Genomic DNA, 13295 nt, shown 5'->3' on the forward strand with positions numbered 1-13295 from the left:
CGCGGCTCATGAACGTCTGTTTAACAGGGATGGCCCGCGCCGGGCGGTACGCTGCCCGCATGACTGCTCCCCCCGCAGGCCCCCCTCCCGCGCTGGACGCCGTGATTGTCGGAGCCGGGCCGAACGGTCTGTCGGCAGCCATCACCCTGGCCCGCGCGGGCCTGCGCGTGCAGGTGATCGAGGCGCGCGCACGCTCAGGCGGCGGCCTGAGGAGCGAGCCGTTGACCCTGCCAGGCTTCGTGCATGATTACGGGTCAGCCATTCACCCGCTGGCCGCCGCGAGCCCCGCGTTCCGGCAGTGGCCGCTGCACGCCTTCGGGCTGGACTGGGTGCACCCCAGCGCTCCCGTCTCGCATCCGCTGCCCGGCGGGCGCAGCGTGACGCTGGAACGCGACCTGCACGCCACCGCCGATGCCCTGGGCCGCGACGGTCCCACCTGGAAGCGCCTGATGGCCCCGCTGCTCGCCGACTGGGAAGGCCTGCTGAACGACATTCTGCGCCCACTGCCGCGCGTGCCACACCACCCCGTGACCCTGGCGCGCTTCGGCGTGCGGGGCCTGCCGCCCGCCGCGCTGCTGGGCCAGATCCTGTTCCGCACGCCCGAGGCCCGCGCCCTGTGGGCCGGACTGGCCGCGCACAGCACCCTGCCCCTGAGCACGCCCGGCACGTCCGCCATGACGCTGGTGCTGGCACTGCTGGGTCACGCGGTCGGCTGGCCGTTCCCGCGTGGCGGCGCGCAGGCCCTGGCAGACGCCATGCGCGCCTACCTGGAGTACCTGGGCGGCAGCGTCGTGACGGGCGTGACCGTCCGGGGCGCCCGCGACCTGCCGCCCGCCCGCGTGATCCTGGTCGATAGCAGTCCCGCCGTGCTACTGAGCATCCTGGGAGACCGCGCCCCGGCCGCGTACCGGGACGCGCTCGAAAGCTACCGCTACGGCCCGGGCATTCAGAAGTTCGATTACGCGCTGTCCGGTCCCATGCCCTGGCAGGACCCGCGCGTGGCCCGCGCCACCACCGTGCACATCGGCGGGTACGCGGCCGAGATCGCCGCCTCGGAAGCGGTCACGCAGGCGCACCCGCGCCCGTACGTGCTGGCCGCGCAGCACACCCTGTTCGACCCCAGCCGCGCGCCCGCCGGGGCGCACACGTTCTGGGCGTACACGCACGTCCCGAACGGCAGCGACCACGACGTGCAGGCGCAGATCGAAGGACAGATTGACCGCTTTGCGCCCGGCTGGCAGGAGCTGATCCTGGCCCGCACCCGCACGACCGCCACGCAGCTTCAGGCCTTCAGTCCGGTCTTTCAGGGTGGCGACGTGAACGGTGGGCGCGGCGATCTTGCCGGCCTGCTGGCCCGCCCGGTCGTGAGTGCCACCCCGTACCGCACGCCCGTACGCGGCGTGTACCTGTGTTCCAGCGCCACTCCACCCGGCGGCGGCATTCACGGCATGGCCGGTTACCACGCGGCGCTGGCCGCCCTGAAAGATGAGTTCAGGTTGATAGTCGAAAGTTGATGGTTGATGGAGTCAAACCCCATCAACCATCAACTTTCGACCATCTACGTCTCTACTCTCCTCTACTCTCCCCGGAAGATCTTCCCGACTTTGCCGAGCAGGCTCTCGTGCCGCTCGTTCACCTCGTCTCCGACGGCGCGGGCGTAGGCGTGCAGGGCCTCGCGCGCCTCGGGCGTCAGCTGGCCGGGTTTCGGCACGATGACGTCGTACTCGACGATCAGGTCGCCGCTACCGGACCCCTGGAGGCGTGGCATGCCCTGGCCGCGCAGGCGGTGCAGTTCGCCATGCTGCGTGCCGGGCTTGACCTCGACCACCTGCGGGCCGTCCAGGGTGGGGACCGTGACCTGCCCGCCCAGCGCGGCCTTCGCGAACCCGATTTTCGCCGCATAGATCAGGTGCTCCTGCTCGCGGCGCAACTCCGGGTGTTTCTCCATCTCGATGTGAACGTACAGGTCGCCGTTCCCGCCCGGACCCTCGTTCCCCATGCCGCTCATGCGAATGCGGTAGCCCTCGTCGATGCCCTTGGGGAGTTTCACGCTGACCTGCTCGGACTTCAGGGTGCGGCCCCGGCCCTTGCAGACCGTGCAGGGGTCCTGGATGATCTGACCCTCACCCCGGCAGGTGGGGCACACCTGCTGCGTCTCGACAACGCCGAAGATCGTGCGCGCCTGCGCCCGCACCGCGCCCGCGCCGCCGCAGGTCGAGCAGGTTTTCGGGGGTTTCCCGCCCGGCTCGGTTTTCGTGCCGTGGCAGTGATCGCAGGCGGTCAGGCGGTCCACGCTGACCTGAATCTCCTCGCCCGCGCGGGCCTGGGCCAGCGTCACGTGCGCCTCGGTTTCCAGGTCATCGCCACGCGCCGGGCCACGGCGGCCACCCCGGCCACCCACCGCGCCGCCGAACAGCTGCTCGAAGATTTCCATCGGATCGAAGCCCGCGCCGCCCATCCCACCGAACGGATCGCCGCCCGGCATCCCGGCGCCCGGCGCGCTGCCGTAACGGTCGAAATGCGCGCGTTTCTCGGTGTCACTGAGGACCGCGTACGCCTCGTTGATCTGCGCGAACCGCTCGGCCGCGCCCTCTTCCTTGTTGCGGTCCGGGTGGTACTTCAGCGCCAGTTTGCGGTAAGCGGATTTGATTTCATCGGCACTCGCCGTACGGGCCACGCCCAGCAGTTCGTAGTAGTCCATGAGTCGTTTATCGCCTCGGCACCCACCAGACTCCCACGGCGGCCATCACGCCGCCAGGACCGGGTGCCGGGCCTCCAGCCAGCAGGTTAACACGACCACACTCAGGAAAAGTGGGCACGGGAGCACACGGGGGGGCGGCGGCGGTGGGCAATGGACAGCAGGGAGTGGCGGCGGGCCGTCTGCTTCGTCCACAACCCGCCCATGCACCGGCGTGCCAGTTCCACGCCTGATACGGATTCCGTTTGTTTCGTTGACAACTCGGAAGGGCACCGAGCTGCCAACTCCACGTCCGGAACCCGTTCTGCTCTTACTCGCTCCGCTCGGATTGATTCGGAACTGCACCCAATCAATCGAAGTCTGTATGACAGTCCGTTTCTCCTCTGCTCGCTGGCCGGCGCAGCGCTCCGAGACCTCTCGGGTCGAATGGTTTTTGCCCACCGTTCAACCCACGTTTACTCCCAGTTCAGGATGACCTTGCCGCTCTGGCCGCCGAGCATGGCGTCAAAGCCCTTCTGGTAGTCACCAATGGGGTAGTGGTGCGTGATGATGGGAGTCAGGTCCAGGCCGGACTGGATGAGGGCGGCCATCTTGTACCAGGTTTCGAACATCTCGCGGCCGTAGATGCCCTTGATGGTCAGCATCTTGAAGATGACGGCGTTCCAGTCGATATCCACGCGGCCGCTGGGAATGCCGAGCAGGGCGACCTTGCCACCGTTGTTCATGACGTCCACCATCTGCGCGAAGGCGGGGCCGGAGCCGCTCATCTCGAGGCCCACGTCGAAGCCCTCGGTCATGCCGAGCTCCTGCATGACGGTGCGCAGGTCCTCATGGACGACATTCACGGCGCGGGTCACGCCCACGCGGCGCGCCAGATCCAGGCGGTAGTCGTTGATGTCCGTGATCACGACGTTCCGCGCGCCGACGTGCCGGGCGACGGCGGCGGCCATCACGCCGATGGGGCCCGCGCCCGTGATCAGGACGTCCTCGCCGACCAGGTCGAAGCTCAGGGCGGTATGCACGGCGTTCCCGAAGGGGTCGAAGATCGCGGCGATATCGTCGGGAATGTCGTCCGGGAGCTTGAAGGCGTTGAAGGCGGGCAGCACGAGGTACTCCGCGAAACTCCCGGGGCGGTTCACGCCGACCCCCAGGGTGTTGCGGCACAGGTGGCGGCGGCCGGCGCGGCAGTTGCGGCAGTGACCGCAGGTGACGTGCCCCTCGCCGCTGACACGGTCCCCGATCTGAAAGCCGCGCACCTCGCTGCCCATTGCAGCGACCACGCCAACGTACTCGTGCCCGACGACCATGGGGACAGGCACGGTCTTCTGCGCCCATTCGTCCCAGTTGTAGATGTGCACGTCGGTGCCGCAGATGCTGCCGCGCCGTACACGGATCAGCAGGTCGTTCGGGCCGGGCGTGGGAATGGGCTGCCGGGTCATCCAGATACCGGGCTGGGCGTGCAGTTTGCTCAGGGCGCGCATGGTGGCAGGCTCGCCGGGGGTCCGCGAAGGGGTGGAGGTCACGGGCGCAGTTCTACCCCCCGGCGCGGGGCGGGTGCAACGGCCGGGATCACAGGCGGGGTCGGGGGGGGCCGCCTGGACTGGACGGCCGCCCCCCCTCCGGGAAGCGGGGACTCGCAAGCGACCCTTAAGACCGGCGTGGCTTTCCGCGAGGCGCGTGCCGTAGGCTGGGGCGCATGATCAAGTACCGCCGTCAGAACCCACTGGAACCCGAGAAAGACTCCGAGCTCAGCGTGAACCTGCTGCCCCTGCTGTTCTTCGTGGTGGGCTTCCTGACCGTGCGCGCCGTCATCGGCACCATTCAGAGCGAGTAAGACGGAATCCGCTAAATTCCGCCACAGTCGGAAAAGCGCCGTCTGCGGCTCCATACCGCAGAGTCCGTATGCTGGTCCTACTCGCATCCGCTCGGACTGATTCGGGACTGCAGCGAATCAATCGGAATCCGTCTCAGGCAGTAGTCTGTAGGGCATGACTGATCCCGCCCCCCAACAGTTCAAGAGTGCCAGCAGCGGCCGCCTGGTCGTCCCGGGCTGGATGAACCTCGTGTCCGGCAAGGCCGACATCGTCGAGATTCAACTGGACGTGGCCCGCCCCGACCTGAACCGCACGCAGGCGACCCTGCTGATCGAGTACTGGGCGACGCCCGACGACCTGACGCTGCAAAGCGTGCTGCCCATCCGGGCGTTCACGGCCGCGCCGGAAAGCTGGTGCGCTTTCGTACCGGCGCAGGGCCGCGTGCTGGTGCGCGCCATTGACCCGCAGCCGAACCCGCCGGTCCTGGCGAGCCACTGGATCAACGTGGACCCAGCCACGCCCGCTGGGACGACTGTGAACGTTACGGTCAGCTTCCCCGCGCAGGTCACGCCGGTACAGACGCTCCTGAACCCCAACTGATCCGGACTCCGCTCCATATCGCACACGCGCGTAGGTGGTTCCTGCTCGCATCCGCCCGGATTGATTCGGAACCCCACCCAATCAACCGCAGTCTGTATGAGAACTGGGCGGGTTCGGAGCGCGGCGTTGTCTAGCCGATGCCCTGGCGGGGTGTCAGTGAACCAGAGGTCGGTCCCTATCAGGCGTCCAACAGGGTGAGCAGCGCGGCCTCCACGCCCCGGCGGGTTGCGGCCAGCGCCTGCGGGATGCGCCACGCGGCGCGGTCGCGCGGGCCGACGGGGTTGCTCACGCCGCGCACCTCCAGGCTGGGTACGCCGACAAGCAGCGCGGCGTGCGCCACCCCGGCTCCCTCCATGCCCTCGGTGAGTGCGCCGGGATGCCGGGCCTGCAGGTGCCGCGCCGCCGCGTGGTCGCCTGTGACGCTGCCCAGCGTCAGCAGCGGTCCCAACCGCGCCCCGCTGCGCGCCGCGACCTGCGCGGCCTTCTTCCAGGCTGGAAAGTGCCCGGCCTGCACCTCGGGATCGGCATGCACCTCGGGATCGGCGTGCGCCTCGGGTGACCCCGGCGGTGCGGGCAGCACGGACAGGCCCAGCGCCGTGAAATCCAGGAACCGCCCGTCATCCCACGCGCCCAGGTCCGCCTGGACCATGCGGCTGGACACGGCCAGATCGCCCGCCTGCAGGCCCGAGGCGGGGTACGCGCCGCCGATCCCGGCGCTGATGACCAGAGCGTACGGGGCGACCAGCAGGGCGCGCTGCGTGGCCAGGGCCGCCGCCACCGGTCCCACGCCACTGATCAGCACCTGCACACGCAGCCGCTCCCGGAAGGGCGCGTTCAGGCCCGTCAGGTGCGCGGCCTCGCCGGGCGTGGCGACCACGATCAGGGCAGCCGGAAGAAGCGGGGGGTCGGGGTGGGTCATGCGGGCAGGGTAACGCCTGCCCGGCAGGGTCATGGGGGGCAGGTGTACCCTGGTGGGTATGACGCTGTTTCGACTAGACGGCAAGCGGGCCCTGGTGACGGGCGGCAGTAAGGGCATCGGGCTGGCGGCAGCGCGCGACCTGATCCGCATGGGCGCGCACGTGACGGTCGCGGCGCGCGGCCAGGACGCGCTGCAACGCGCCGCCGACGCCATCGGGGCGCACTGGGTGGTGGCGGATGTCAGCACACCGCAGGGCGTGGAGGCGGCCGTGGCGGCGGCAGGCGACGTGGACATCCTGGTCAGTAACGCGGGTGGCCCGGCGGCCGGACTGCCCAGCGGGGTCAGCGAGGACGCCTGGGCGCAGGGCTTCCAGACGACCTTCATGAGCACCGTGCGACTGGCGAACGCGACTGTGCCCGGCATGCGCGCGCGCGGGTGGGGGCGGGTGATCGCCATCACCAGCCTGACGGTGGGCCGCCCCGCCCCCACCCTGCCGGTCAGTAACGCGCTGCGGGCCGGGGTGACCAATTACCTGCGGACGCTGGCGCTGGAGGTTGCCGCGGACGGCGTGACCTGCAACACGGTCGCCCCCGGCTACACCGCCACAGAGCGGCTACAGCAGTTGCACACCGACCCGCAAGACGCGCAGAAGCTGGCGGCGCGCATTCCGGCCCGGCGCTTCGGGGAGCCGAACGAGGTCGCGGCGGCCGTGGCGTTCCTGGCCTCGCGCGAGGCCGCGTACGTGACCGGTCAGGAACTGCTGGTGGACGGTGGCTGGAGCATCTGATACGGATTCCGCTCCATTGCACCACAGTCGGAAAAGCGCCGCCTGCGGCTCCACACCGCCCAATCCGTATGCTGTTCCTACTCGCGTCCGCTCGGATTGATTCAGAAGTGCACCGAATCAATCGGAATCCGTACGATACGGACTGCGGCTCCATCCCGCCCAAGGGCGTATGTTGTTGCCACTCGCATCCGCTCGGATGGATTCGGGGCTCTACCGAATCAATCGGCATCCGTATCAGCCCCGCTGGAGCGCTCCCCTGTAAGGTTGGATACGTGAGCTGCGCCTGATCCGGTTCTGGCCTCATCGCATACCTTCATGTCAGAAAGGGCCTGCCTGCCCGGACCGCGTGACCGGAGGCTCCGGCCTACCCCGCCCCACTTTGCCCGCCCGCTCCGTTCCCCCCGACCTCATTCACCCGTGGCCGCGCAGCTGCCCGGCCCGTAAGGAGCCACTCATGGGACCCGTGGAAATCATCCTGATCGTTGTCGTTATCGCCCTGTTGTTCGGTGCCCGCAAACTCCCAGAACTCGGGAAGGGCCTCGGGCAGGGCATCCGGGAATTCAAGAAGGAAACGCAGGAGCCGGCCGGGCCGGTCACCGACGTGGCCTCGCGTCAGCTGGACCCCGTGACGGGCGCGCCCACCGTCACCGAGCACGCCGCGCCCGTCACCGAACGGCGGAACTGAGGACCGGACCGTGCCCGCCGATCCGAACGCCAACCTGAAAAGCGCGCCGCTGTTCGATCACCTGGAGGAACTGCGCAAACGCATCGTGATCAGCGCGGTCTTCCTGATGATCGGCATGATTGCCGCTTTCCAGTACCGCCTGCAACTGCTGGAACTGGTCAAGGTACCCCTGAACGCCTCGGTGCTGTACCAGCAGGGCAAGGTGCAACTCGTCACCCTGAACCTGACCGATCAGTTCATCCTGAGCCTGAACCTGTCGTTCTGGGCGGGACTGGCCACCGCGCTGCCGTTCATGCTGACGCAGGTGTGGGCGTTCATCGCGCCGGGCCTGTACGACCACGAGCGGCGCTGGGCACTGCCGTTCATCATCGGGGCGGGCTTCTCGTTCATTGTGGGCGCGATCTTCGGGTACACGCTGGTGTTGCCGACCATGGTGCGGTTCCTGCTGGACTTCCTGAACGGGGCGGTCACACCGATCCTGAGTCTGGGCAGTTATATCGGGACGGTCACGACCTTCCTGGTGGCGTTCGGGCTGTCATTCGAACTGCCGATCCTGGCCGTGATCCTGACCCGGATCGGAATCGTGAACCATGTGCTGCTGCGCAGGGGCTGGCGGGTTGCGCTGGTCGTGATCATGGTGTTCGCCGCGATCATCACCCCCACCCCGGACCCCACCAGCATGCTGATCGTGGCCGTGCCGCTGTACGTGCTGTACGAACTGGGTGTGATCCTGTCGCGCGTATTCCGCCTGCCGCCCCCCGACACGGCCCCCGACGAGACGCCCGCGCTGGGCCTGTAGTCCCCGTCCGTCTCCCCCTTCACTTGGCGCGTTCAGGCCCACAGCGGCCAGACGCGCCTTTCCCTGCCTGCCGGGTGACGGGCGCGGTGGCCCGGACCCTGGCGGGCAGAAAGCCCTAGACTGCGAAGCACGTATGGATCCTGTATTTCTTCAGATAGGCAGTTTCACGATTGCCTGGTATGGCGTGCTGATCACGCTCGGTATCGTGGCGGGCGTGTGGGTCGGCACGAAAATGGCGCGCGAGCGCGGCCTGAACGTGGACCTGTTCAACGACATGATTCTCTGGATGATCATCTGGGGACTGGTGGGCGCCCGGCTGGTGTTCGTGGTGACCTCCTGGAACCAGTTTGAGAACACGCCGTTCCCGCGCGTGCTGCTGGACATCATCAACCTGCGGCAGGGCGGTATCAGCATTCACGGCGGTCTGATCGGCGGGATTCTGGTCATGCTGTACTACGCGCGGCGCAAGGGCATGGACTTCTACCGCTACGCGGACCTGTGCGTGCCCGGCGTGGCGTTCGGGATCATCGGTGGGCGCATCGGGAACATCATGAACGGCACGGACACCGTGGGCCGCGTGACCGGCTGGGCCGTCGGGTACCGCTGGCCCGACAGTGCCCGCGCGTTTCACGAGGGCATGTGCATCAAGAACCCCAACCCGGACATGGACCTCTCGCAGTACTGCCAGCAGATCGGCGGGCAGATCGTCATGACCGCCCCCGTTCACTTCACGCAGCTGTACGGCGTGATCATCGGCGTGATCCTGTCGGTGGCGTCTTACTTCTGGCTGCGCAGCCGCATTCCGGGGTGGGCGTTCTGGCAGTTCTGGCTGTGGTACTCGGTGCTGCGCGCCGGCTGGGAGGAAACCTTCCGCCTGAACCCCCTGTCGCCCCGGGCGTACCTGAACCAGGGTCTGGACGCCCCCGGTATCGGCCTGTTCACGGACACGCACGTGATCAGCATTCCGCTCATCCTGGCGAGCATCTACTTCCTGATGCGCCTGCGCCGCCAGGGTGTGCCCGCCGCACCGACTGACACGACCCTCAAACCCTCCTGATCCACGCACCTGCCGCTACTTCACGCGCCCGGTCACGGGGCGTGCGCAAAAGGCGCAGGGTGGGTGCGCTGCTACACTTCTGGGCGGTATGACTGATACGAACCGTCCGCTGGACGTGGTGATCCTGGCCGCCGGTCAGGGCACGCGCATGAAATCCTCGCTGCCCAAGGTGCTGCACCCGGTGGCGGGCCGCCCGATGGTCGCGTGGGCCGTGAAGGCCGCGCAGGAGCTCGGGGCACGCAACGTGGTCGTCGTGACCGGGCATGGGGCCGCGGCAGTCGAGGCGGCCCTGGCGGGGACTGGGGTGGTGTTCGCACGGCAGGAGCAGCAACTGGGCACCGGGCACGCCTTCCTGGCCGGTATCGGTGCCCTGAAAGACGACCGGGAGGCGGACGTGCTGGTCCTGTACGGCGACACGCCACTGCTGCGCGCCGAGACGCTGCGGGGCCTGCTGAGCGACCACCGCACGCGCGGCGGGGCGTTCACGGTCCTGACCGGCGTGCTGCCCGACGCGACCGGGTATGGCCGGATCATCCGGGACGCGCAGGGGAACCTGGAACGCATCGTGGAGCAGAAGGACGCCACGCCCGAGGAACGCGCCGTGCAGGAATTCAACTCCGGGGTGTACCTGATGGACACCCGCGCGAACGATCTGGCGCGCCGCATCACGAACGAGAACGCCAGCGGCGAATACTACCTGACCGACCTGCTGGGCCTGTACCGCGCCGAGGGCGCCGAGGCGCACGCCTTCCGCCTGAACGACCCGGACGAGGTCATAGGCGCCAACGACCGCACGGGGCTGGCCGAGGCGGAGAAGATCATCCGGGAGCGTGTGACGCTGGAGCACATGCGGGCCGGGGTGACCATCCACATGCCGGAAACGGTGTCCATCGAGGACACGGTCGTGCTGGGGCGCGACGTGACCCTGGAACCCGGCGTGATCCTGCGCGGCGCCACGCGCGTCGCCGACGGTGCCCAGATCGGCGCGTACTCGGTCGTCACGGACAGCGTGCTGGGAGAGGGCGTGATCGTCAAGCCTCACAGTGTGCTGGAAGGCGCGCAGGTCGGCGCGCGCAGTGACGTGGGGCCGTTCGCGCGCCTGCGCCCCGGCACGGTGCTGGGCCAGAGCGTGCACATCGGGAACTTCGTGGAGACCAAGAACGCCCGCCTCGCGCAGGGCGTGAAGGCCGGGCACCTCGCGTACCTGGGCGACGTGAGCATCGGCGACGAGACGAACGTGGGGGCCGGGACCATCATCGCAAACTTCGATGGCGTGAACAAGCACCCCAGCCGCATCGGGGCCGGCGTGTTTATCGGCAGCAACTCCACCATCGTCGCGCCCCGCGTGATCGGGGACGCCGCGTTCATCGCGGGCGGCAGCACCCTCCACGAAGACGTACCCGAGGGAGCCCTGGCCGTCGCCCGCGGCAAGCAGCGCAACCTCGAAGGCTGGTCCCACCGCTACTGGAGCGGCCTGCGCGACAAGGTGCAGGTGAAACTGCCGTGGCTGGCCGGGTGGCTCGACCGGCAGGGCTGATACGGACTCCGATGGAACGGTTTTTGCAAACCATTCCATCCGAGCGGACGCGAGCAGGAGAGAAACGGGCTGCGGGCGTGGAGTTGGCAACCCGGTGCTGTCCTGGGTTGTTAACGAAACAGACGGAATCCGTATGATGCACGGAATATGAAGGGGGGACGCCGAGCGGTGACGTCCCCCCCACTGCTGCCGGATTCACGCCGTGACGGGCGGCGCTTCGGGCAGCGGGTCCTCCACGCGGCGCAGGTGCGGATTCACCCCGAACGCCAGCACGCACGCGGCCGTCAGGGGCAGGCTCCCCGCCGCGCTGCTCAGCAGGCCACTCAGTAGGCCTCTGGCACTCAGGGCCATTCACAGGGTCGCCAGGGCCGCGCCGGTCCCATCGGCCGGGGTGCCCAGTGTGAACCGCAGCAGCAGGGGGTACAGGACGCCCACGCCGGGGGTCAGCAGGGGGTACAGGACGCCCATGCCGGGGGTCAGCAGGCGGCAGCAGGGTCATACGCCCAGCGTAAGTCAGCGCCCACCGCCGCGAATCCGCACACTGGCCGATGCACCCCGCGCCCCGCCCATCTACCCTGCTGGATATGCTGCGCCTCCACGTCCCACTCACCCCAGAGACCGACGCGCTACTGACCCGCGCCATGTTCCCCGACCCGGCCCGTCTTCAGGCCACCCTGCGCCGTTACCGCACCGACCCGGACTGGCAACTCCATATCTGGGAGGTCAGCGGCCTGCCCGTCAGCGCGGCGGGCCTGACCATCAATGGCGACGCAGGCACCGTGCAGCACCTCGGCACCCGCCCGGATCACACCCGGCAGGGACACGCCCGCGCCCTCCTTCACGGCCTGACCACCGCCCTGAACCTGGGCACCCTGAGCGCCGACACCGACGAGGACGCCGCCGACTTCTACCGCCGCAGCGGCTTCCGCACTCAGGAACTCCCCAGCCCCTGGGGCCGCCGATACCGCTGCACCCTGGAGCGCTGGGCTACTTCTGTGGAACGCTGAGCTCCTTCTGTCTGAGTTTCTTGCGTTCCTGCACGGCGAGTTCGTCCACGCGTTCGTTCTCGCCGTGGCCGGCGTGGCCCTTGACCCAGACGAAGGTCAGGGCGTGGGTGCGGGCATGCGCGATCAGTTCTTCCCAGAGGTCCTGGTTTTTCACGGGGTCCTTGGCGGCGGTTTTCCAGCCGTTGCGTTGCCAGTTCAGGATCCAGCCGTCCGTGAAGGCCTTGCGGAGGTACTGGCTGTCGGTGATGACGGTGACGTGGCAGGGGCGTTTGAGGACGTTCAGGCCCTCAAGCAGGCCGCGCAGTTCCATGCGGTTGTTGGTGGTGCCTTCCTCGTGGCCGCTGAGGACGAGTTCCTTGCCTTTGCAGTTGAGGATGGTGGCCCAGCCGCCGTGTCCGGCCTGCGTGTCGCAGGCGCCGTCGCTGTACAGTTCGACGTGGTCGCCCACCACGGGTTGCGCGGGTTGAATGCCGGCCGGGAGGGCCTGGCGGTCGCGCGCGGCGGCCTGCGCTTTGTGCGCGGGGGATGTGCGGGGGGCGGGGCGGGGGCGGGTCATCGTCCGGGAACTGTAGGGAGGTGCGGGCCGTACTGTCAAGCATGAGCCGTCCGCTACCTGTCATTCCGGAACCCGACCGTACTCCGGCGATCATCACGCACCTGTCGCCGCTGGCGGGGCTGCTGCTGCCGACGCTGGGGAATGTGCTGGGGCCGCTGGTGGCGTGGCTGGCCTTCCGGGACCGCAGCGGCACGCTGGACGAGCAGGGCAAGGAAGCCCTGAATTTCCAGCTGAGTTTCTGGCTGTACGGGCTGGTGGTGGGCGTACTGGCGTTCATTCTGTTCAGCGCGGGCCTGATCGGCGGGGCGGTGGGCGCGGCGGCGGGCACGCCGGACCTGGGGGCGCTGGCGTTCCTGGGGACGTTCGGGGCGTTCTTTCTGTTCTTCCTGCCGGTCATGGCGGTGCTGGGGTTGGTGCCGTTCGTGTTCATGCTGGTGGCGGTCGTGCGGGTCAGTGCGGGGCAGCCGTACCGGTACCCGCTGAGCATCCGCTTCCTGCGCTGAGGCGTCCGGGCGCGGGCGCGTATGCTGGGGCGCATGCGAATCATGGCTGTGTTTGCGCACCCGGACGACGAGATCGGGTGCATGGGAACCCTGGCGAAACACGCGGCGCGTGGGGACGAGGTCATGCTGGTCTGGACGACGCTGGGTGAACTGGCCAGTCAATTCGGGGACGCGCCGCACGCGGAGGTCACGCGGGTGCGCCGCGAGCACGGCGCGTGGGTGGCGGCGCAGATCGGGGCGCAGCATCACTTCTTCGATATGGGGACAGCCGCATGACGGGCGGGCGCGGTGAGGCGCTGCAACTGGCGCGGCTGTACGCGCGCTTCCGGCCGA

At 68.6% G+C, this 13295-nt stretch carries 15 protein-coding genes and 1 pseudogene; 11 read left to right on the top strand and 5 right to left on the bottom strand.

What is annotated here, in order from left to right; translation table 11 throughout:
- Nucleotides 1-59: 59 nt before the first annotated feature.
- Nucleotides 60-1514 (top strand): NAD(P)/FAD-dependent oxidoreductase, encoded by a 1455-nt coding sequence (locus QZ271_RS04230; RefSeq protein WP_291429292.1) that lies wholly within the window; start codon nt 60-62, stop codon nt 1512-1514.
- Between the two features lie 62 nt (nt 1515-1576).
- Here QZ271_RS04230 and dnaJ read toward each other — a convergent pair whose 3' ends face one another.
- On the bottom strand, nt 1577-2701 hold the full coding sequence (dnaJ, locus tag QZ271_RS04235; protein ID WP_291429293.1) for a molecular chaperone DnaJ: 1125 nt from the start codon (nt 2699-2701) through the stop codon (nt 1577-1579).
- 452 nt (nt 2702-3153) lie between these two features.
- Nucleotides 3154-4179 carry an L-threonine 3-dehydrogenase gene (gene tdh / locus QZ271_RS04240; RefSeq protein WP_291429318.1) on the bottom strand — a complete coding sequence of 342 codons (1026 nt, stop codon included), beginning with the start codon at nt 4177-4179 and terminating at the stop codon, nt 3154-3156.
- A gap of 215 nt (nt 4180-4394) precedes the next feature.
- Here tdh and QZ271_RS04245 point away from each other — a divergent pair, with 215 nt between their 5' ends.
- Both QZ271_RS04245 and QZ271_RS04250 read left to right on the top strand, forming a co-directional pair.
- A complete protein-coding gene (locus QZ271_RS04245) occupies nt 4395-4532 on the top strand; it encodes a hypothetical protein (RefSeq protein ID WP_291429295.1) in 138 nt (45 codons plus the stop codon).
- Nucleotides 4533-4686: 154 nt separating this feature from the next.
- Nucleotides 4687-5112, top strand: coding sequence for a uracil-DNA glycosylase (locus QZ271_RS04250; protein ID WP_291429297.1), 426 nt, complete (start codon nt 4687-4689; stop codon nt 5110-5112).
- A 178-nt stretch (nt 5113-5290) separates the two neighbouring features.
- Here the strand turns inward: QZ271_RS04250 and mqnB are convergent, their stop codons facing one another.
- Nucleotides 5291-6031, bottom strand: a complete 741-nt coding sequence (gene mqnB, locus QZ271_RS04255) for a futalosine hydrolase (protein ID WP_291429299.1) — start codon at nt 6029-6031, stop codon at nt 5291-5293.
- 58 nt (nt 6032-6089) lie between these two features.
- On the opposite strand from mqnB, the gene QZ271_RS04260 reads away from it, so the two are divergent.
- The 5 genes from QZ271_RS04260 to glmU all read left to right on the top strand — a co-directional run bounded on the left by QZ271_RS04260 (nt 6090) and on the right by glmU (nt 10896).
- The gene (locus tag QZ271_RS04260) at nt 6090-6818 is read left to right on the top strand and encodes an SDR family oxidoreductase (RefSeq protein ID WP_291429301.1); all 729 of its coding nucleotides are present in this window, start codon (nt 6090-6092) and stop codon (nt 6816-6818) included.
- 454 nt (nt 6819-7272) lie between these two features.
- Nucleotides 7273-7503 (top strand): twin-arginine translocase TatA/TatE family subunit, encoded by a 231-nt coding sequence (tatA, locus tag QZ271_RS04265; RefSeq protein WP_291429303.1) that lies wholly within the window; start codon nt 7273-7275, stop codon nt 7501-7503.
- 10 nt (nt 7504-7513) lie between these two features.
- Nucleotides 7514-8302, top strand: a complete 789-nt coding sequence (gene tatC / locus QZ271_RS04270; RefSeq protein WP_291429305.1) for a twin-arginine translocase subunit TatC — start codon at nt 7514-7516, stop codon at nt 8300-8302.
- 133 nt (nt 8303-8435) lie between these two features.
- Nucleotides 8436-9359 (top strand): prolipoprotein diacylglyceryl transferase, encoded by a 924-nt coding sequence (locus QZ271_RS04275; RefSeq protein ID WP_291429307.1) that lies wholly within the window; start codon nt 8436-8438, stop codon nt 9357-9359.
- 88 nt (nt 9360-9447) lie between these two features.
- Nucleotides 9448-10896, top strand: a complete 1449-nt coding sequence (gene glmU / locus QZ271_RS04280; protein WP_291429309.1) for a bifunctional UDP-N-acetylglucosamine diphosphorylase/glucosamine-1-phosphate N-acetyltransferase GlmU — start codon at nt 9448-9450, stop codon at nt 10894-10896.
- 195 nt (nt 10897-11091) lie between these two features.
- Here the strand turns inward: glmU and QZ271_RS04285 are convergent, their stop codons facing one another.
- A complete protein-coding gene (locus QZ271_RS04285) occupies nt 11092-11247 on the bottom strand; it encodes a hypothetical protein (RefSeq protein WP_291429311.1) in 156 nt (51 codons plus the stop codon).
- Between the two features lie 233 nt (nt 11248-11480).
- Here QZ271_RS04285 and QZ271_RS04290 point away from each other — a divergent pair, with 233 nt between their 5' ends.
- Nucleotides 11481-11903 (top strand): GNAT family N-acetyltransferase, encoded by a 423-nt coding sequence (locus QZ271_RS04290; protein WP_291429313.1) that lies wholly within the window; start codon nt 11481-11483, stop codon nt 11901-11903.
- Here QZ271_RS04290 and rnhA read toward each other — a convergent pair.
- Nucleotides 11884-12459: a ribonuclease HI gene (rnhA, locus tag QZ271_RS04295; protein WP_291429314.1), complete on the bottom strand. Its 576-nt coding sequence runs from the start codon at nt 12457-12459 to the stop codon at nt 11884-11886. The genes QZ271_RS04290 and rnhA overlap by 20 nt on opposite strands.
- Nucleotides 12460-12500: 41 nt before the next feature.
- On the opposite strand from rnhA, the gene QZ271_RS04300 reads away from it, so the two are divergent.
- Both QZ271_RS04300 and QZ271_RS04305 read left to right on the top strand, forming a co-directional pair.
- A complete protein-coding gene (locus tag QZ271_RS04300) occupies nt 12501-12962 on the top strand; it encodes a DUF4870 domain-containing protein (RefSeq protein WP_291429316.1) in 462 nt (153 codons plus the stop codon).
- 33 nt (nt 12963-12995) lie between these two features.
- Nucleotides 12996-13295, top strand: a pseudogene (locus QZ271_RS04305) (PIG-L deacetylase family protein); the annotation flags it as partial.

Origin of the sequence: Deinococcus sp., from assembly GCF_018260555.1 — a bacterium.
In the GTDB taxonomy this organism is placed as follows: domain Bacteria; phylum Deinococcota; class Deinococci; order Deinococcales; family Deinococcaceae; genus Deinococcus.

Bases quoted from the DNA above. Each gene is read 5' to 3' on its own strand.
- QZ271_RS04230 (WP_291429292.1), top strand. From the start codon at position 60: ATGACTGCTCCCCCCGCAGGCCCCCCTCCCGCGCTGGACGCCGTGATT.
- dnaJ (WP_291429293.1), bottom strand. From the start codon at position 2,701: ATGGACTACTACGAACTGCTGGGCGTGGCCCGTACGGCGAGTGCCGAT.
- tdh (WP_291429318.1), bottom strand. From the start codon at position 4,179: ATGCGCGCCCTGAGCAAACTGCACGCCCAGCCCGGTATCTGGATGACC.
- QZ271_RS04245 (WP_291429295.1), top strand. From the start codon at position 4,395: ATGATCAAGTACCGCCGTCAGAACCCACTGGAACCCGAGAAAGACTCC.
- QZ271_RS04250 (WP_291429297.1), top strand. From the start codon at position 4,687: ATGACTGATCCCGCCCCCCAACAGTTCAAGAGTGCCAGCAGCGGCCGC.
- mqnB (WP_291429299.1), bottom strand. From the start codon at position 6,031: ATGACCCACCCCGACCCCCCGCTTCTTCCGGCTGCCCTGATCGTGGTC.
- QZ271_RS04260 (WP_291429301.1), top strand. From the start codon at position 6,090: ATGACGCTGTTTCGACTAGACGGCAAGCGGGCCCTGGTGACGGGCGGC.
- tatA (WP_291429303.1), top strand. From the start codon at position 7,273: ATGGGACCCGTGGAAATCATCCTGATCGTTGTCGTTATCGCCCTGTTG.
- QZ271_RS04275 (WP_291429307.1), top strand. From the start codon at position 8,436: ATGGATCCTGTATTTCTTCAGATAGGCAGTTTCACGATTGCCTGGTAT.
- glmU (WP_291429309.1), top strand. From the start codon at position 9,448: ATGACTGATACGAACCGTCCGCTGGACGTGGTGATCCTGGCCGCCGGT.
- QZ271_RS04285 (WP_291429311.1), bottom strand. From the start codon at position 11,247: ATGGCCCTGAGTGCCAGAGGCCTACTGAGTGGCCTGCTGAGCAGCGCG.
- QZ271_RS04290 (WP_291429313.1), top strand. From the start codon at position 11,481: ATGCTGCGCCTCCACGTCCCACTCACCCCAGAGACCGACGCGCTACTG.
- rnhA (WP_291429314.1), bottom strand. From the start codon at position 12,459: ATGACCCGCCCCCGCCCCGCCCCCCGCACATCCCCCGCGCACAAAGCG.
- QZ271_RS04300 (WP_291429316.1), top strand. From the start codon at position 12,501: ATGAGCCGTCCGCTACCTGTCATTCCGGAACCCGACCGTACTCCGGCG.